We start from the raw sequence: 18794 nt of genomic DNA on the forward strand, positions 1-18794 counted from the left end.
GCTCATTTGCAGCGGTAAAGCTTGTGGCAGAAGAAGACTGCAGGTTTTGGCTGCTTTTATACCTCGTTTGTGCATAGGCGCAAACACTAAGAAAATAGAAATTTAGTAACGAATATGACAGAAACAGAAGAAAAAGCAACAGCGCCCGCCACGCGTCGCCGTGGCAGCGCCAACAGATCACGAGCCCGCAGGAGCGAGGCGACGGCGGAAAAGAACGAGAAGCGCGCCAACACCAAGCGCGGAGAGTCTCGTGCCTCCAAACGCGAGGAATCTCGCGGAGGATCGCACTCGAACAATCGTCGTTCCGGCAACGCCGGTTCTTCCCGTTCAGGTCGTGGGGGCAACCGTTCCGCCGACCGTCGCTCGAACCAAAGCGGCTCGCGTACTCCCGCCACCGCTCATCAGCAGGACGAAATGTTGATTGCCCCGCCCAAGTATCGCAAGGGTTCCATGCGCATCGTTCCACTCGGCGGCTTGGGTGAAATCGGTCGTAACATGAATGTGATCGAATACAACGGTCACTTGCTGATTATCGATTGTGGCGTGCTGTTCCCCGATGAGGAGCAACCTGGCGTTGATCTCATTCTGCCTGATTTCAGCTACATTAAGGACAGGCTCGACGACGTTGAAGCCCTTGTGCTGACTCATGGTCATGAGGATCACATCGGAGGTGTGCCTTATCTGCTGAATCTGCGTCCGGATATTCCGCTCATCGGTTCGAAGCTTACTCTTGCCTTCGTCAAGGCCAAGTGCGAGGAGCGTCACCAGAATCCGCGTTGCATTGAAGTCTCCGGTCGTGACAAGATCAAGGCAGGTCCGTTCAATCTTGAGTTCGTTTCGGTCACCCATTCCATTCCCGATGCGCTGGCTGTATGCATCAACACACCTGCCGGGACCGTCATCGACACCGGCGACTTCAAGCTTGACCAGCTGCCCATCGACCACCGCATCACCGATCTGGTAGAGTTCGGCAAGCTTGGCGAAAAGGGTGTCGATCTGGTGATGGTCGATTCCACCAACGCCGAGGTTCCTGGCTTCGTACGTCCTGAAAGCACTATCGGCCCGGAGCTTGAGCGCGCCTTCAGCGAGGCCACGCGCAAGATCATCGTCGCCTCCTTCTCCAGCCACGTCCATCGCGTGCAGCAGGTGGTGGATGCCGCACACAAGGTCGGCCGCAAGGTTGTTTTCGTGGGCCGTTCAATGGTGCGCAACATGTCCATCGCCGCCGATCTCGGCTACTTGCACATACCCGAAGGCACCGTTGTCGATCTGAAGAAAGCCAAGGATATTCAGGACAACAAGCTGGTCTACATGTGCACCGGTTCGCAGGGTGAGCCGATGGCCGCGCTCGGTCGCGTCGCCGATGGCACGCATCGTGACATCACGATCAATGAGTTCGACACCGTTGTGATGGCCAGCTCTCTCATTCCGGGCAACGAGAATGAGGTCTACGGTCTGATCAACAAGCTCGTGCAGAAGGGTGCGCGCGTGATCAACCGCGACAACGCCAAGATTCACGTCTCCGGTCACTGCAACGAGGGCGAGCTGACCTACTTCTACAACATTCTCAAACCCAAGTGCGTTATGCCGATCCACGGCGAGAACCGTCACTTGGTCTCCAATGGTCTCGTCGCGGTCAAGACCGGCGTCGATCCCCAGAACGTCGTTCTCGCGGAAGACGGTGATGTGGTCGATCTTTATCATGGTCAGGCGGCTGTTGTCGGCAGCGTGCCTTGCGCCTATGTCTATGTTGATGGCGATTCGGTTGGCGAGTTGACCGACGAAGAGCTTGAAAAGCGCAAGATTCTCGGTACCGAAGGTTTCGTTTCCTGCTTCGCTGTGGTTGATACCGACGCCAAGAACGTCATTTCCGGACCGAAGATCTACCTCAACGCAATGCCTGAGGACGAGCGTGAGTTCGAGAAGGTTCGCCATCAGATCGTTCAGCAACTCGAGGACGCGATGATGGAAGGCACTCACGACACATACAAGCTGCAGCAGATCATGCGTCGCACCGTCGGTAGCTGGGTTTCGCGCCAGCTTCATCGCAAGCCGATGATCGTCCCCGTCGTGGCCGATATCGCCCACGATGTGATCGACGGTACTCTGTCCAGTCGCTAAGGTGAAGCTGGAACATCGCGCTTCGGCGGCACTTTGGCGCTGATGCAAAGTGATGAATGACTGATTGCAAGGTTCCCTGGTAGGTCTTATAGCCGCCGGGGAACCTGCTATGCGGAATAAGTGACTTACGTGACTGGCATAATGGAAGTAACATCTGACCGTGCCAAGCAAGTCGTTTCGCGGTAAAAACGAAGAATCGAAGGAGTATAATGTCAGGAGCGAATCTCACCCGTGTGGAAGCCGAAGATCGAAAGTCCATCATCGCTGGGCCTGTCAGCTATCATGTTGATCTTGATTTGACGCAAGGGCCGAAGAATTTTCCTTCGGTTTGCGAAATCACGTTTGATGCGAGTGTTGGCGCTTCAAGTTTCGTTGATCTCATCGCCGACGAGGTGAGCGACATCGAGCTTAACGGCGAGAAGCTCGACCCCGCGAAATATTATGCTGACAACCGTGTGGAACTGCCGGTACTGAAGGAACGCAACACGCTCAGGGTAGTTGCGTCCTGCCAGTATTCGACCACCGGCGAGGGTCTGCACCGCTCTGTTGATCCCTCTGACGGTAACGTTTATTTATACTCTCAGTTCGAGGTGCCGGACGCTCGTCGAGTCTATGCAGTATTCGACCAGCCCGATATCAAGGCCGTGTTCGATTTCACCGTCACCGCTCCTAAGTCGTGGCTTGTTACTTCCAACATGCCGGTCAAGTCAACCGAGGAACTCGAGACCCTGACCGCTGAGGGAACTCTTGAAACCCATCCCGCTGAAAGCACGAAACGTTGGGTGTTCGAGACCACGCCGACGATGAGCTCCTATCTGACTGCCATCTGCGCCGGTCCGTACGCCGAATGGCACACCGAATATGCCAACGAAGATGGCCGTACGGTCACGATGGCGCAGTACTGCCGTCAGTCGCTCAAAGACGATTTTGCCAAGGATGTTGACTATCTCTTCGACATCACTAAGAAGGGCTTTGCTTTTTATGCCAAGACCTGGGGCGTACCGTATCCGTATGTCAAGTACGACCAGATTTATGTACCCGAATACAACGCTGGCGCGATGGAAAATATCGGCATGGTGACTATTCGTGACTCCTATGTGTTTGGGTCCAAGGTGACCGACGCGCTGGCTGAACGCCGTGTGGTTACCGTACTGCACGAACTTGCGCACATGTGGTTCGGCGACTTGGTGACGATGAAGTGGTGGAATGACTTGTGGCTCAACGAATCTTTCGCCGAGTTCATGTCAACGCTCGCGACGGCCGAAGCCACGGAATGGAAGGATTCCTGGGCTACATTCACCTCCGGTGAGAAGAGTTGGGCCCTGAATCAGGATCAGCTGCCGACCACCCATCCGATCACTGCGCCGATTAACGATTTGCATGATACCGAAGTGAACTTCGATGGCATCACCTACGCCAAGGGCGGTTCCGTTCTCAGGCAGCTGGTCGCCTATGTTGGCCGTGACGAATTCTTTAAGGGCATTAACGCCTATCTCAACAAGCACAAGTATGACAACGCGACGCTCAACGATTTGCTTGTCGAACTTGAAGCGGCGAGCGGGCGTGATCTGAAGACCTGGAGCAAGCAGTGGCTTGAGCGGTCGGGTATCAATACGATCTCGGCTGGTGTCGAGGAGAATGCTGACGGAACCATTAAGTCGCTGGTTTTGACACAATCAGCACCTGCCGATCATCCCGTGTTGCGCACCCACCGCATGGCAGTTGGCTTTTATAACCGCGATGCGGCGACTGGTCAGGTCGTTCGTACCGACAGAATCGAGCTGGATGTCGATGGTGAAACCACCATGGTTAGCGATGCCGCCGGCAAGAAACGTCCCGACTTCATCCTCCTGAACGATGACGACCTGACCTACGCCAAGCTGAGGTTCGATGACAAGTCGCTTGAATTTGCTGCCGATCATCTGTTCGAGTTTGATGATGCATTGGCGCGTGCCGTGATCTGGCTGGCGTTCTGGGATATGACTCGAGATGCCGAATTCCCGGCTGAGCGCTTCATCGATTTGAGCCTCAAGATGCTTTCGACCGAGCATGAATCCACCACATTCCGCTATGCGTTGAACTGCTTGAAAGAGACGGTTACGCGTTATGTTGCCCCGGTACGCCGCGAGAGCGTAGACAAGCATGTGGCTGAAGAGTTGTGGAACCTGGCCAACGAAGCCGAGGTCGGCAGCGATGAACAATTCCAGCTCATCACCGCTTATCTTGGATACGGAGTCGAAGGTGATGCCCCGTTTGCTTCGAATGTTCGCGGGTTGCTATCCGGTTTGCTGAAGCTCAAGGGGCTTGAGATCGACAACAACATGCGATGGTCGCTGATCAAGGCGCTTGCCGGTGTCGCTCAGATGGACGATGATGCCATCGAAGCGGAGCTGAAACTCCGTGACACCACCGAAAACCGCGAGTTTGCTTATGGTGCTCGTGCCGCTGTGCCCACCGCTGAGGCAAAGGCATGGGCTTGGGAAGCTTCAATTCGCGACTTGGCTCTGACGAATTCGCAGCTTGAGGCGGCGGCACTTGGATTCTCTTCGAATCTGACCGGCAAACTTGCCGAACCGTATATCGCCAAATATTACGATACTGTCGACTGGATTTGGGAAAACCGTACATTCCATATGGCCGAAACGCTGTTGGAATGTCTCTATCCGATCTATGCCGATCCTGCCGAACTGGTGAGTGCAGGTGACGAGTGGCTGGAATCGCATAAGAATGCTGCGCGCGCTTTGCGCAATATCGTCATCGGTAATGTCGACTCCTCGCGACGCGCTCTCAAAGTCAGTACGTATAACGCAAATTTGGAATAAGGAATAAGGTCCGTTCTTATGGTTTCGCTGGTTGCAGTCATCGCTTGCGTCATGCTGCAACCAGCGCTTGTATTGAAAATCATCCTCGAAACCATGGATGCCAGATAGCTGTCTTGACTAACTGAGGGCAAATGCGTGGAAATGGGGCAGCATTTGTTTTTCTTTGCCCGTTTCGTGTTGGTTTCTGCATAGAATAGCTACAGATAATGTTCTTGCAGACGGAGGATGTGACAGCATGCCCAATATGTTTGGTACCGATGGGGTTCGCGGACTTGCGAACAGGGATTTGACTGCAAAGTTGGCGCTCGACCTGGGCGACGCCGCAGTACGGGTACTGGGCGATGCCTCGGGAACCGAAGAAGAGCACCGTGAGGGGCGACGTCGTGCGTTGATCGGACGTGATACCAGAGTTTCCGGCGATTTTCTCTCTTCTGCGCTTGCTGCCGGCATGAGCGCTGGCGGGTTCGATGTCATCGATGCCGGTATTATTCCTACTCCCGGTGTGGCATATCTGACCAGCGAACTCAACGTTGAAATGGGCGCTGTGATTTCCGCTTCTCATAATCCCATGCCCGACAATGGCATCAAGTTCTTCGCCCGTGGCGGTTTCAAGCTGCCTGACAAGAAAGAAGACGAGATTGAGGCGGTGCTCGGTCAGGAATGGGATCGTCCGACGGGTGCAGGTGTGGGGCGTGTGAGCCGCGACTCCGATACGGCGACCAATATGTATATTGATCATCTTGTTGCGTCCATTGCGCCGATTGCGCCGGACAAGACCCAGCCGAAGCCGCTTAAGGGTTTGAAGATTGTTGCCGATTGCGCCAATGGTGCGACTTCCGTGGTTGCTCCCGAAGCTTTGCGCCGTGCTGGGGCCGAGGTGTTGGTCATCAATGCTTCGCCTGATGGTTACAACATCAACCAAAAGGCTGGTTCCACACATCCCGAGCAGCTGCAGGCTATGGTTAAGGCCTCCGGTGCTGCGATGGGTGTGGCGTTCGATGGAGATGCGGATCGTTGCCTGGCCGTTGATGAAGACGGCAATATGGTCAACGGTGATCAGGTGATGGGTATTCTCGCTCGAGCCAAGAAGCGTGAAGGTAAGCTTAACCATGACACGCTCGTGGTCACGGTGATGAGCAACCTTGGCCTCAAGCTTGCGCTCAAAGACATGGGCATTTCTACCGTTGAGACAGGCGTGGGCGATCGCTATGTGCTTGAGGAGATGCTGAAGGGCGATTATTCACTCGGTGGTGAGCAGTCGGGACATGTCATCAACCGTGAGTTTGCGACCACTGGCGACGGCACGTTGACCGCGCTTACCCTGTGCAGTGAGGTTGTTAAGTCCGGCAAGTCGCTTAAGGATTTGGCCGCAGATTTCCCGCAGTTGCCGCAGCAGCTCATAAATGTTCCGAATGTCGATAAGAAAGCCGCACCCACGAATGCCAAGGTGCAGGAAGCCATCGAGCGTGAGGAGAAGTTGCTTGGTTCCGCTGGCCGCGTGCTGCTTCGTCCCAGTGGCACCGAGCCGTTGGTTCGTGTGATGGTTGAGGCCGAGGCGCAGCAGCAGGCCGATGAGGTCTGCCAGCGTCTGGCGTCCGTGGTTGCAGAGGAGCTCGCGCTCTGATGTTTTCTCGCAATTCCAAAGTTGATGTTGAGCTCAATCATGCCGTAGAACAGCTGCTGAAATCGGCAGGCAAAGGCAAGGTGCTTCCCATCGTGCAGATGGGGGAGCCGGTCTTGCGCCAGAATGCCGTTGAATATGATGGGCAGCTGAGCAAGAAAACCCTTGCCAAGTTGATTGAGTATATGCGTGCGACCATGATCGAAGCCCCAGGCGTTGGTCTTGCTGCTCCCCAGATTGGTCTGGGAATGCGCATTGCCGTGCTTGAAGACCATGTTCGTAGCCAGGAAGCGATCGGTGATGATTTCGTTGATGCCGATGCAGTCGAGAGTGATGGAGGCTTTGCCGCAGTCGACAATGATGCTGACGCATCGACTGTGACCGACGATGGTCGTGATCCGCGTGAAATCGCTGAACTTTCGTTCCGCGTCATTATCAATCCTACGTATGAGCCGGTCGGTTCCGAACAGAGAAGCTTTTACGAGGGTTGCTTGAGTTTTTCGGGATACCAGGCGGTTCGTCGTCGTTGGCTCGATATCGTTGCCCGTTGGCAGGATGAGGATGGCAATAAGCACGAGGAGCGGTTGCATGGTTGGCCTGCCCGTATTTTCCAGCATGAGACCGATCATCTTAGCGGCGAAGTTTACATCGATCAAGCCGAGATTCGTTCCTTGGCAACCGATGAGAATCTTGAGGATTTCTGGTGTGAGGATCCTGTTCCAACGCAAGCTGCTGAGGAATTGGGCTTTAAATTGGTCTGATCACTGTTTGCCAATGTCCGCCATTGCAAGTTCGTGTATGCGAGACGGCAGGTGACACGAGCATGGGTAAGAATGAGGCATAATCGGGCTTCATCCTCACCCATATGATTTCTTTTCTTTACTGGTTTCGAGTGTAGATAGCTGCTGTGGTCATGAGGGTACTGTGTTCGGCGTCGAATACAATTGGCTGGCAATGATGTGATCGTAATCGACGATGTGTCCTTGAGTTGAGTGTGTATCTATCCGCTTGTTCCGGTCCGCAAGAGGCAGACGGATAGGGCATCTGCCCAGGTGCGTGTATCGCACTTGGACATGATGTGACTGCGATGCGAATAGATTGTGTTGACGGAAACGCCAAGGCGTTTGGCGATGTCCTTCGGATCGAGTCCGATAGAGCTGAGTTTAAGAACATGCGTCTCTGTCGGTGTCAGTGATATCGCCGGTGATGTGGCAAGGGATGTTGTGTTCATCTTGTTCATCTGTTGCGCAAGATTAAGTGTTTCCGGTCCAAAAGTAGACAGATTGCGGGATTGTTCCTTGTCTGCGTTTTGTATATGATCTTCCCCTCTACGTTGCGGGGAGCATATTCTTTGAGATGCCGTGGGTGCCTGTTGCAGAGGATTTTTCTTCGTAGACGAGTTTGGCCCATTTGCGGATATGTTGCTTTTTGCTGTTGATATCTTTGCGTTGTGATGTTGGGCGGAGAATGAGGGGAATGTGTCTGTGTTCGGTTGCTCTGAGGTGCTGCGAATTGTTGCTTGATGGGAGGTTGGTGGGGAATTGGAAAGTCTTCTGTTCTCCGTGTATGGATGGTTCCAGATGATTTTTTCCTGATAGAGGCGATTGAGGATGCGCAAGATGTTGCGATTGAGGTCTGCTTTATCGAGGATGCATCGTAACGGTGAAAGACGTCCTGTATCGAGTTGATAATCTTTGATGTGCGGCGTGATGCCGATAACGATGATATCAGGGCGTGCCTTTTTGAGTTCACGGGGAATGTCGCGACCGGTTTCATTGTTCAAGGACATGTCAAAAATGACGACATCGACGGGATGGATATCGTATAAGCACTTTTGTATGCCGTCTTCAAGTTTTGTGGTGCTCCAGATTTTAAAGTGACACCCGTTGCGATTTTGCAAAAAACTGAGCAGAGCTGTCTCGTAGTGCAACGCACATGGGTCATCGTCAATAATGGCGATATGCAGATCCCGTGATTGCGGTAGTCGTTCTTTGTTCATGCTTCAACCCTATATAACAGATTATGCAATTTCCAATCAATATGTAAAATTTCAAGATATCTTGATTTTCTTTCGATTTTTGACTCCCAATTTGACTTTTCGCTATTTGTAGTGCTTAAACGTATGCCGCTTATTAACGCATGATCGATTTAGGGGCGTTCAAGTCCGTTTGGGTTATTTTCCGTCCTTATCGTTCAGGTTGTCGATAATTGCAATGCCGATAAGGGTCTCGTGAGGTGTGTGGCCTACTTGGCATAAAGTTCTTGCGCAGTAAACGTCGATTAAAGAAAGCATTGGCGTTACTTGGATATGACGGTCGCAAAGTGCCGTAAGTATAGTACTTTTGTAACGAATCTCGCTCAGGATTGGGATCGTGTTCGACTCACACTATTGTGTAATAGTGGCTCTGTGTGATCTGAGACGCGCCTCTATTTGGATGCTTTCTGCAGATCGTCTCGGAAAGGTTTTTCATGTTTGATCGTCGGCTGTTCACCCTGGTTCCACGAAGTGGCGCGTTTGTCGTCGCAAAAGTGTTGAGTTTATGGGTTTCGTTGCTGGCTGATATTGGATGCATCTTCATTTTTGTGGGTCTTCTCGATAAGCTTTTCCCTGTGCTTGCCGGTGTTAATGACCGGGGAAAGCCCTCTGCAATAAGCGCGTTGTTGAAGGATTTTCAAGCGGTGCCTAATGGTTATTCGGCGTTCGTCTTTGCGCTCGTCGCTATCGTGATTGTCAAGTATCTGGCCGTTCGTTTTTCGCATTTTTTCGGTACAGAGGCGTCGGCTCGTATCAAAATATCGTTGCGAGAGCGTTTGTACAATAAGATGCTTGATCTCGGGCCGACTTATTGCGAACATGTCAAAACCGCTGACGTGGTGCAGTCGCTTACCGAAGGCGTCGATAGGATAGAGGGCTTATTCCGCTCGTTCCTGCCACAGCTGGCTTTTGCTATCTTGGCCCCGTTGACTTTTTTCGTTGTGTTGCTGCCGCTTAGTGCCCCGGTTGCTGGTGTGCTGTTAATTTGTGTTCCGTTGATTGTGGGCATCGTTGTTTTGGTCTCCGTGCTGACTTCGCGCGCGTACAGTAAATATTGGGACCGCTACACCGACATGGGTGCTGCGTTTCTTGACAATGTTCAGGGTCTGGAAACACTAAAAACCTTTGATGCCGATGAGGCTGCTGCGCAACGTATGGATCAGAAATCCGAAGATTTCCGCAAGTCGTCCATGAAGGTATTGCGAATAGAACAGTTCTCGCGCTTGGTGATGGATTTGATTTCATATGGTGGCACAGTCGGTGCCATCGGGATAGTCGTTTGGCAAGTTGCTTCAGGGCACTTGAAATTAGCCACGGCGTTGGTGGCAATACTGCTTAGCGTGATGTTTTTCGTGCCGTTGCGTCGACTTGGTGTTTTTGCCGATACGGCGATGGACGGAATCGCTGCTGTGCGGCGAATCTATGCACTGCTAGATGTGCCAGTATACAGTGACGGGCAATCTGCGTTGCCGCAGGGTATCGAAGGCTGCTCAGTGACGTTCCGCAACGTCAGCTACACCTACGGTTCAATCGGTGAAGACAACGACGATACCTTGCCGATTCATCGTCTTTTCATTCCAGAGGACTCGCAAGAAGCATCGATTGCGGAGAATCATGGCGAATTCGGCATAAAGACGAAGCCCAAGGCGCTGGATTCGGTCAGTTTTACTACACGACCGAACGGGTTCACCGCCATAGTCGGCATCAGCGGTTCCGGGAAGTCCACAGTCGCATCCTTGATTGCCGGCAAACGTGGTGATTACGAAGGATCCATTCGACTTGGATATAGGGTTTTCGGTGGCGTAGGCAGCTGCGAGTTGCACGGTCTTAAGCGCCGATCGCTTTTGGAAGCGGTAACGGTAGTGGATTCCCATAGTCATCTCTTCGCGGGCACCCTTAGGGAGAACCTACTGATGGCGAAACCTGATGCAACGGCCAATGAGATGTGGTTGGCGCTGGAAGGTGCTCATATCGACGATTTCGTGTATTCCCAGCCTGAGCGGCTGGATATGGTCATCGAAGCGGATGCAAACAATCTTTCAGGTGGGCAGAGGCAGCGTTTGGCCATTGCACGGGCATTGTTGCGAGATAGCCCCATTTACGTGTTCGACGAGGCTACCAGCAGCGTCGACTCGGACAGCGAGCGTCTTATCAATGGGACAATCCGGGAATTGGCACAGTCTCGAACGGTTATCGTCATCACACATCGTCTCAACCAAGCCGTTGATGCCGGCAATATCGTCGTTCTCGACGGCGGACGAGTTGTTGAGAGCGGTACGCATGCCGAACTTATGGCTTCGGGCGGCCGCTATGCCACGATGTTCCGCACCCAGGAGTCGATTGGTCGTGTATCCCATCGTAAAAGTTGGGGGAGTGCATACGCTGGGCAGGTGCCACGTGCCGATGCAGTGAGTAGGCCTTTCGATTTTGCGCTGCTCGATTACCAGAACCAAGACGGACATGAAGATGAAAAGCCCTCTTGTGATTCGAGTGGATCAGGACGCAAACAGGATGGCGAAAATGTGTTCCGTTCCTCGTCTGGACATGTACCCGCTGATGTAGCACATGCTGGTCCCGCATTCGCCAGGGCTGCAGTGTATTCAGAAGAAAACGCGATGGGACGTCGTATCGAAAAGGGTCCGAATTCGGCATCGTCGGTGACATCTCAAGGTGCAACAGACTCCTCTTCATCAAACGGACACGATGAAATCGTCGGTGCGGGAACGACTGATGTTCATGCAGAGCATGTCGATGTCACGTCGGATATCGCCGGTCGGCCGCATGATGATGACAGAGCTATGGGAACGGCCCGTCTCATGCTTCGACTTTTTAGTTGCGTTGGCGCGCTCGCGCCGTTAATGGTAGGTGCCAGTGTGTGTGGTGTCGTAGGCTGCCTTGCGAGTACGTTCCTGCCGGTTTCCGGCGTGCTTGCGTTGATGGCCGCACTTGGGCATCCCGTATGGGGAATGAGTGTGAGTCTTTCGGTGTTGGCGATGGCAATGTGTGCGGTATTGCGTGCTCTGATGCGTTACGCCGAAGAATATATGAATCATAACTTGAGTTTTCGTGTGCTTTCGTTGCTGCGTTCCAAGACCTTTGAGGCGTTGCGACGTCTTGCGCCAGCGAAACTCAAGCGTCATGGCAATGGCAATCTCACTGCATTAATGACTGCCGATATAGAATCGCTTGAAATGTTTTTCACAGGTGCCGTCTCGCCGGCGGTTATCGCCGTTTCAACTTCCGTGGTCTTCGCGGTTTTGTTGTGGACGCTTGATCCGTATTTTGCGCTTTTGCTCATCGTTGCTCATATATTCATAGGGATTGTGCTGCCGCGTTTCTATGCGAACAATGTGCGTGGAATCGGCGACAGAATCCGAGACAATTCCGCACGGCTCGGTAACCGTCTGATTGACGACATGCGCGGTATCGACGAGATTATCCGGTTCAACCAAGGGTCTCGTCGCTTGTCGGATATTGTGCAGGATGACAGGAATCTTTGGTTGTTCAACGGTCGATTGAGTCGTAAAAACGGCGTATTCGAAGCGCTTGGAGCTGTTTCGGCAATTGCGTTCAGCTTCGTTGCAATCAAGATGGTGTTTGGTGTTGTTCAAGCCGATCCTCTGTCCATCGCTCAATCGTTGGTCGCGTTTGTCCTTGTTCTCGGCTCGTTCGGTCCCACGCTTGCGCTGGACATCTTGCCGGGGAGCCTCACGCAACCGCTTGCTGCCGCGCGTCGCTTGTTTAGATTGTTCGATGAGAATCCTGTCTTGCAGGAAAACGGTACGGATAAACCCAAATTCGACACTGTTTCTCTTAAAGGCGTAACGTTCGCCTATCCGTCGAATTCATCGCTTTCCGAGATGGTTTCATCACCGGCGTTGGTACTCAAAGATTTTGATTTAACGACTTTGCACTCAGGTATTCTTGGAATTCAGGGTGCTTCGGGACGTGGCAAATCTACGATTCTGAAACTGATGATGCGTTACTGGGATCCGCAGCAGGGGTCGGTTGATTTTTCCGGTGGGCCGTTGCCGGGTCTTGAACCGCATTATCGGCGTCATATCGAGACGATGATGGGTGAAGAGACGTATCTTTTTGATGGCACGGTGCGCGACAACTTATTGATTGCGAATCCGCAAGCTAAAGATGCGGATTTGCACGTGGCGTTGGAACGGGCTTCGGTTGCCAGTGTTATCGAAGCGCTGCCTGATGGGTTGGATACTGCTGTGGGGGAGCTTGGCAGCCGACTTTCAGAGGGGGAACGTCAGCGTATCGGCTTGGCAAGGGTTTTCCTAACCGACGCTTCGCTGGTGCTTTTTGATGAGCCGACCAGTCAGGTGGACTCTTTGAATGAGTCGGTGATTCTTCGTTCGATTAACACACTGGCCTCCGAACGTCCTGTTTCCATCGTGCTTGTCTCACACCGGGCCTCGACCATGCAGATTGCCGATCGTGTAATTACGCTGTAGGTCTTGGATGTGTAGTTTGCGGGACTGAGCCCTAGCTATATTTTCAGCTGTGTTGCGTTGTTTTCGGCTGTGCTGGATGGGGTCGGCTAGTAGTGTTGGTGTCAGCAGGGATGAAAGTGAGCAATGGCAATGGGCATCGAAGAACGTAGGGCAACTGCCGAAATTCCAAGTGTTGTATTGCGGGATGGTAACAGCATTCCTCAGGTTGGTTTGGGAATGCTGCGCATCAGCGACGATGATGTGACAAGTGTCGTCAAGTCAGGGCTTGACGTCGGATATCGCCATATTGATGCGGCGGCGGGGTACGACAATGAGCCGGGTGTCGGACGTGCGCTTTCAGAAACGGGATTCAATGCCGGGCAAGCGCGCAAGATGCTGTGGGTGACCACGAAACTCAAGGATTCCAAGCAGGGTTATGGCAGCGCCTTGAAGGCATTCGACCGCCAGATAAACGAGTTGCGTCTCGATTATGTTGACATGTACATGCTGCATTGGCCCACGCCATTCGACTGGCGATCCGGCGAAACGTGGAAAGCGTTCGTCAGGCTGCGCGAAGAAGGCCGGGTTCGTACGTTGGGTGTGTGCAACTTCATGCCGGAGCATCTTGAACGCCTGCATCGCGAGATCGGCGAATGGCCGGCTGTCAACCAGATCGAACTGCATCCGACATGGCAGCAACGCGAGGTAGTTGCGTTCTGCAAACAGCACGACATCGCTGTAGAGGCGTACTCGCCAATGGCGCGAGGTGCCGATCTGAATGCGGGAGATGGCACCATCGCGCGCATCGCCGCGGCCCACGATGTGTCCGAAGCCCAGGTCATCCTGCGCTGGCACATCGAAAACGGCACCATCGTCATCCCCAAATCCGTCCACACGCAGCGTCAGCGCGAAAATCTCAATCTCTTCGGCTTCGCGCTAACCCCCACCGAGCATGCCGAAATCGAGGCACTGGACGGCCCTGTCCGTGCCGGCCACGACCCAATGACCTTCACCTATGCCTAAAGTCGAAGCTTCCTCATCGCAGGGGAATTCTACTCGTGGTCGATTGGAACGGCCCACGGATGCTGATGAATGATGGGTTTACCGCAAATGTATCATTGGTAACAAATGCCCCATTGTTCTTGTTCTCTTCCTCAACAAAGTTGTAGAGCGAAAGGGCAACATTACAGTGCTGTGATGAAGGATGCTCTTATGCCACAAGAGATTGAAGCTTCGATCGTGTACGGTTTGGGCAAAGGTTTTGCTCAGCCGGAAGAAATCATCATTGACGATCCCATTGGTGCTGAGATTCTTGTCGATGTATAGGCAAGCAGTTTGTGCCATTCCGGTCTGCATTTGGTCGAGGACGAAGATCAATTCTTCCTGTTCCCTGTGGTCATCGGCCATGAAGTAGCGGGCGTCGTTGAGTCGATCGGGCCCGGAAGTGCGAGGTTTTAAGGTCGGTGACCGTGTGGTTGCTTCGCTGGAACAAGTATGCAGACATTGTTTCAACTGTCTCAACGTTCATCTGAAGTCCTGCCTGCAACAGCAGGGATGCGTACGTAAGCCCAGCGAGAAGTCGCGCTTGTCCTGTCTGGATGGACGTCCGATTATCCAAGCGTTTGGCGCGGGTGGTTTCGCCGAGAAGGTTTTGATTCATGAGAATCAGATCGCTGTTATTAATAACAAAGTTAAGTGGGGCGAGGCTGAGTGCATCGGTTGCGCCACCATGAAACAGTGCTGGGACATGCTCGGTGTTGACGGTACGGCTTATTGCATCGGGTTTGGCCAAGCCTGACGTTGAGGTTAACCCTGCTGCAGATTTACTGGCCCATCAGCGCGGGTTCAGGTTGTCTGATGTATGCTCTGACGTACGCACACTTCGCTGTTGGCGGGCGTCTGAACATGCCTACATCGGCACTCGGCACATCACCTGAGCCAGATCGATGAGGTCTATGTCCGGCTGAAAAGGGCGAAGTCATCCGCTCATTCATCACTGAGTTCTGATTTTCGGAAAGAGAATTCGTTGTACGTTAAAATAGATCACAATCAATGACAAGAGCGGTTTATGGCGATTAGAACCAATTTTGTGTTTTGCGTTAGTTGGTTCCAAATCGTTATGTGACGACTTGATTTGCTGCACGAAACTATTTAACGCTCGCATTTTTCCTAATTCGTTTTGCATAGGCGACAACAAAGTTGACATATTAAAAAATGTTAACTATAATCACTATTAGTCACCGGACGGTGGCTGGAAAATCTGGATAGATTTTGGAGTATAGAGTTTAATATTGTTTCTCTCATTCCATACTATCCGCTAGTAGAGTGGAGTAGTTATGTCAATAAAATATAATGATGAAGGCATCGTTCTGCGTTTTGAACAGTCTGTCCAGCAGACGATAGGCGAGACGAGCAAAATCGCTGGGATGGCAAGAGCCAAATATCTCATTCCGCTCATCGATAAGCTTGATTTGCAGGCTAATCCGCGATCTTCAAAAGAAGGTCGAGTAACAAATGCGATTCAAGAGTCCATTGAAGATGATGTGTCTTTGTTCCCGTTCAAAACAAAAGGCATATTGCTCGGCGCATCCGATTATGAATTACTTGAACGTGGCCGTGTCCGGGTTTTCTTTGACAATACGAACATTGAAGGAATTCTTGATGGCGGGCATAACACGTTGGCAATTGGTCTTCTGATTTTGCGTCGTGCACTTGATTTCACAGGGAAGAAAATCCCTAGGGGACCAAAAACATGGCGTGAATTCAAAATTCTTTGGTCAGAGCATCGGAATGACATTCAAAAATATCAAGAAGCGGTTCGGAAGAATGAGGACGGGACTGTGTCGAATCCTCAAGTTGCAGGTGATTTATCCTTCTATGTTCCTCTGGAACTTCTGGTACCAGCTGATCCGGATGATGACATTTGTGTGGATGCTTTCCGGCATAATATCCTCGAGATTTGTGAGGCGAGAAATAACAATGCCGAGTTGACTGCCGGCGCTAAAGCGAATCAAAAGGGATATTTTGAAGACCTTGCCAAGCTGTTGGAATATGAGAATCCTGCGGTTAATAGCCGAGTTGAATGGAAAACTAATGATGGCGGTGATGTAAAAGTTGCTGACATCGTCGCTCTGACGTGGATTGTATTGCGAAAATTGCCTGAGTTTGGTGACGGAAGTGGATGTTTATCCTTTAAGGACGCTGAAGGTAAAGTGATTGAGGCGCCTTCCCCTCAACAACTATACAGCGGCAAAGGAAGTTGCCTGTCAATATTCAATCGATTTATGAGTTCACCAAATGTAACCGGTGGAACGAATGATTATACGGCAGAGTTGAATAATCCTCTTGTATATAGTGCGTTTGAAAAAGCCGTACAAATTCCAGAACTGTATGACTACATCTACGCGCATTTTCCTGACCTTTATAACAGGGCGCATGGAAGTTATGGGAAAATTATCGCTGTGAAGGGTCTCAATCCCGAATCAAAGAACACGAAAAAATATACGCCTTTTGGAAAGCAACCGGTGGAAATTGCAAACCCTGCAGGGTTTATTGTTCCGTTGGTGTACGGTCTTACCACTTTAATCAAAGTTGAATCGGATGAAGTGATTTGGCTGCAGGAGCCTAAAGGATTTTTGGAGCAAAATCTTCCGAAGATTGTTGCACAGTACAAAGAAGTCTTTGATCCCTGTGGTTATGATCCGCAAAAAATCGGTAAGTCAGCAATGAGTTATACTGCCGCGGAAAATGCCTATAAAATGGCTCTATTTGGCATTTTGTAGAGCCGACGCGTTGATTTTGGGTATTCCGGTCAGAACGGGATACCCATTTATTTGTTTAAGCATCACTCAAACGGATACTTCAGTCCCCAGATGCTGCGGATTTGGTCCATGAGTCGCAACATGCGTAGGGTGTCGGCGTGGGGCATCTGCGTGCATTCGGGTTTGCCGTCGAGAATGGCGTTGGCGGCTGCGGCTACCTCGTATTCGAAGCCGGTGATTTGTGCGGGGACGTCGATGTGGCGAACGAGTTTGTGGTCGAGGTCGTAGAGGTCGATGCCTTCGACGTTGTTGATGTTTTGGCAGACCATGTAGCCTTCGGTGCCACAGATAGTGCCGGAACGATCGGATGCGCAGAGTATTGAGGCGTTCGCTGTGGCCAGCACACCGTCGTCGTAGCGCAATGTAATCGAATCGATGGCGTCCACGCCGGTTTCGTAAGGTACCGTCGAAGTCTCGATGTCTGCGATGGTGCGATCGCTGGTGTCGCGGCCAAGCGCCATATCGAAGAAGTTCAGCGGGTATATGCCAACGTCGAGCAGCGCGCCACCGGCCATGGCGGGGTCGGTTATGCGGGCCTTGTGTGTGGTGGGGTAGCAGAGATTGGCAGTGGCCGCCTGCACTTGCCCGATTTCTCCGGATGTGATGAGGTCAGCCACGATGCCGCGCGATGGCAAATAGCGCGTCCAAATGGCTTCGGTGCACAGCAGGCCAGTCTCGTCTGCAACTTCAAGCAGTTGCTGTGCCTGGTCTGCGTTCGCAGTGAATGACTTCTCAACGAGGATGTTTTTGTCTGCCTTGAGGCATGCGATGCCCTGCTCGGCATGGAGCGCATGCGGTGTGGCGATATAGACAAGGTCGACTTCCGGGTCGGCCAGGAGTTCTTCATAAGAACCGTAAGATACGTCAAAACCGTACTTTTCGGCAAAATCGGCAGCGCGGTCTGCATCGCGTGCGGCGACGGCATAAGGTTCGATAAGGCTGCTATAACGCGAATCGCGAGTCATTTCAGCCAACGTATTTGCCATGGTGTGCGCGATACGTCCGGCTCCCAGAATCGCGACGTTGACTTTCAACCCTTGCTTCTGTGCTTCGGCTCGCTTACCGTTCAACCTGCTCATGGGAACCTCCCCGTGCTTCATGGTTACGAAACGTTTATAACCATCATTGACAGGGAGGTGTACATTCCGATGTTGATGATCGCTGAGGTTGGCCGTGCGCCGATAGTGAGGAGCCCTGGGTTATGTTTGTCGCCCATTAATCGTGAAATGGAACGATACGGCGTTAAGGAATTTGGTAATTTATCGATGGGGGACTGCTTTGGATTTGGACAACACGGTCCTCGAGCACGGTGAGTGCCCACGCACAAGTGGCGCTAAAGCACTGAAACCTTCGAAAGTCGTTGGCGCTGACGCTTCAGTAACATCCGTGAAACTAAGGAAGCGGACGAAGTCAAAGAAAACGGTAAAACCTAAAAAGTACGAGCGCGGTACGCGCAGTTACACTATGTCACGTATTCGCGGCAAAGATACAAAAATTGAGGTTTTGGTCCGGTCGTATCTCTTCCGACGTGGGCTGAGGTTTCGCAAGAATGACAAGCGATACCCCGGCCGTCCCGATGTGGTATTGCCCAGATACCGCACCATTGTTTTTGTCAACGGCTGCTTCTGGCATATGCATGAAGGCTGTTCGAAATTTTCGATGCCTAAATCGAATGTTGAATTCTGGACGGCGAAGTTGGTGCGCAACCATGAGCGCGACATTCGGCAGCGTGCCGAATTGGAGGGTGACGGGTGGCGTGTGCTCGTCGTTTGGGAGTGTGAACTGACAGTCAAACTCCGTGAGGAGAGGCTCGAGCGACTCTATCGCGAGATTGTGGGCGAAGATGACAGCGGAGATGTTGGTGCCGAGTCGGCTGGTGATTTGCCAGTGCTCGTGTAACTGTCGTCGCCAACTGACGGTGACAGC

At 52.2% G+C, this 18794-nt stretch carries 13 protein-coding genes; 11 read left to right on the top strand and 2 right to left on the bottom strand.

The features are described 5' to 3' along the window. The first annotated feature begins 114 nt into the window (after window positions 1-114). The 4 genes from GA0061077_RS00260 (at window position 115) to GA0061077_RS00275 (ending at window position 7325) form a co-directional block, all read left to right on the top strand. A complete protein-coding gene (locus GA0061077_RS00260) occupies window positions 115-2121 on the top strand; it encodes a ribonuclease J (RefSeq protein WP_091846960.1) in 2007 nt (668 codons plus the stop codon). A 209-nt stretch (window positions 2122-2330) separates the two neighbouring features. Next, window positions 2331-4943, top strand: a complete 2613-nt coding sequence (gene pepN, locus GA0061077_RS00265; protein WP_091846961.1) for an aminopeptidase N — start codon at window positions 2331-2333, stop codon at window positions 4941-4943. Between the two features lie 235 nt (window positions 4944-5178). Further along, on the top strand, window positions 5179-6567 hold the full coding sequence (glmM, locus tag GA0061077_RS00270) for a phosphoglucosamine mutase (protein ID WP_091846962.1): 1389 nt from the start codon (window positions 5179-5181) through the stop codon (window positions 6565-6567). 98 nt (window positions 6568-6665) lie between these two features. Next, on the top strand, window positions 6666-7325 hold the full coding sequence (locus GA0061077_RS00275; protein WP_407640887.1) for a peptide deformylase: 660 nt from the start codon (window positions 6666-6668) through the stop codon (window positions 7323-7325). Window positions 7326-7564: 239 nt separating this feature from the next. Here the strand turns inward: GA0061077_RS00275 and GA0061077_RS00280 are convergent, their stop codons facing one another. Beyond that, complete coding sequence (locus GA0061077_RS00280; RefSeq protein WP_091846964.1) at window positions 7565-8563, bottom strand: response regulator transcription factor; 999 nt, start codon at window positions 8561-8563, stop codon at window positions 7565-7567. A gap of 470 nt (window positions 8564-9033) precedes the next feature. On the opposite strand from GA0061077_RS00280, the gene GA0061077_RS00285 reads away from it, so the two are divergent. The 6 genes from GA0061077_RS00285 (at window position 9034) to GA0061077_RS00300 (ending at window position 16829) form a co-directional block, all read left to right on the top strand. Beyond that, window positions 9034-13068, top strand: a complete 4035-nt coding sequence (locus GA0061077_RS00285) for an ATP-binding cassette domain-containing protein (RefSeq protein ID WP_091846965.1) — start codon at window positions 9034-9036, stop codon at window positions 13066-13068. A 129-nt stretch (window positions 13069-13197) separates the two neighbouring features. Next, on the top strand, window positions 13198-14070 hold the full coding sequence (locus tag GA0061077_RS00290; protein ID WP_091847531.1) for an aldo/keto reductase: 873 nt from the start codon (window positions 13198-13200) through the stop codon (window positions 14068-14070). Window positions 14071-14244: 174 nt separating this feature from the next. Next, the gene (locus GA0061077_RS07110) at window positions 14245-14373 is read left to right on the top strand and encodes a hypothetical protein (protein WP_267886408.1); all 129 of its coding nucleotides are present in this window, start codon (window positions 14245-14247) and stop codon (window positions 14371-14373) included. A 30-nt stretch (window positions 14374-14403) separates the two neighbouring features. After that, the gene (locus GA0061077_RS07185; protein WP_200754428.1) at window positions 14404-14505 is read left to right on the top strand and encodes an alcohol dehydrogenase catalytic domain-containing protein; all 102 of its coding nucleotides are present in this window, start codon (window positions 14404-14406) and stop codon (window positions 14503-14505) included. After that, window positions 14471-14845, top strand: a complete 375-nt coding sequence (locus tag GA0061077_RS06920) for an alcohol dehydrogenase catalytic domain-containing protein (protein WP_200754429.1) — start codon at window positions 14471-14473, stop codon at window positions 14843-14845. Before GA0061077_RS07185 ends, GA0061077_RS06920 begins: the two co-directional genes overlap by 35 nt. Window positions 14846-15383: 538 nt before the next feature. Next, the gene (locus tag GA0061077_RS00300; RefSeq protein ID WP_091846966.1) at window positions 15384-16829 is read left to right on the top strand and encodes a hypothetical protein; all 1446 of its coding nucleotides are present in this window, start codon (window positions 15384-15386) and stop codon (window positions 16827-16829) included. Between the two features lie 62 nt (window positions 16830-16891). Here the strand turns inward: GA0061077_RS00300 and GA0061077_RS00305 are convergent, their stop codons facing one another. Next, on the bottom strand, window positions 16892-17947 hold the full coding sequence (locus GA0061077_RS00305; protein WP_091847532.1) for a Gfo/Idh/MocA family protein: 1056 nt from the start codon (window positions 17945-17947) through the stop codon (window positions 16892-16894). A 307-nt stretch (window positions 17948-18254) separates the two neighbouring features. Between GA0061077_RS00305 and GA0061077_RS00310 the strand changes: the two genes are divergently transcribed. Then, window positions 18255-18767 (top strand): very short patch repair endonuclease, encoded by a 513-nt coding sequence (locus GA0061077_RS00310; protein ID WP_267886409.1) that lies wholly within the window; start codon window positions 18255-18257, stop codon window positions 18765-18767. The last annotated feature ends 27 nt before the right edge of the window (window positions 18768-18794 follow it).

The sequence above is a fragment of the Bifidobacterium commune genome, from assembly GCF_900094885.1.
GTDB classification, from domain to species: domain Bacteria; phylum Actinomycetota; class Actinomycetes; order Actinomycetales; family Bifidobacteriaceae; genus Bifidobacterium; species Bifidobacterium commune.

Coding starts and splice junctions, on each gene's coding strand:
- GA0061077_RS00290 (WP_091847531.1), top strand. CDS start 13,198: ATGGGCATCGAAGAACGTAGGGCAACTGCCGAAATTCCAAGTGTTGTA.
- GA0061077_RS07110 (WP_267886408.1), top strand. CDS start 14,245: ATGAAGGATGCTCTTATGCCACAAGAGATTGAAGCTTCGATCGTGTAC.
- GA0061077_RS00275 (WP_407640887.1), top strand. CDS start 6,666: ATGGGGGAGCCGGTCTTGCGCCAGAATGCCGTTGAATATGATGGGCAG.
- pepN (WP_091846961.1), top strand. CDS start 2,331: ATGTCAGGAGCGAATCTCACCCGTGTGGAAGCCGAAGATCGAAAGTCC.
- GA0061077_RS00305 (WP_091847532.1), bottom strand. CDS start 17,947: ATGAGCAGGTTGAACGGTAAGCGAGCCGAAGCACAGAAGCAAGGGTTG.
- GA0061077_RS00260 (WP_091846960.1), top strand. CDS start 115: ATGACAGAAACAGAAGAAAAAGCAACAGCGCCCGCCACGCGTCGCCGT.
- GA0061077_RS00285 (WP_091846965.1), top strand. CDS start 9,034: ATGTTTGATCGTCGGCTGTTCACCCTGGTTCCACGAAGTGGCGCGTTT.
- GA0061077_RS00300 (WP_091846966.1), top strand. CDS start 15,384: ATGTCAATAAAATATAATGATGAAGGCATCGTTCTGCGTTTTGAACAG.
- GA0061077_RS00280 (WP_091846964.1), bottom strand. CDS start 8,563: ATGAACAAAGAACGACTACCGCAATCACGGGATCTGCATATCGCCATT.
- glmM (WP_091846962.1), top strand. CDS start 5,179: ATGCCCAATATGTTTGGTACCGATGGGGTTCGCGGACTTGCGAACAGG.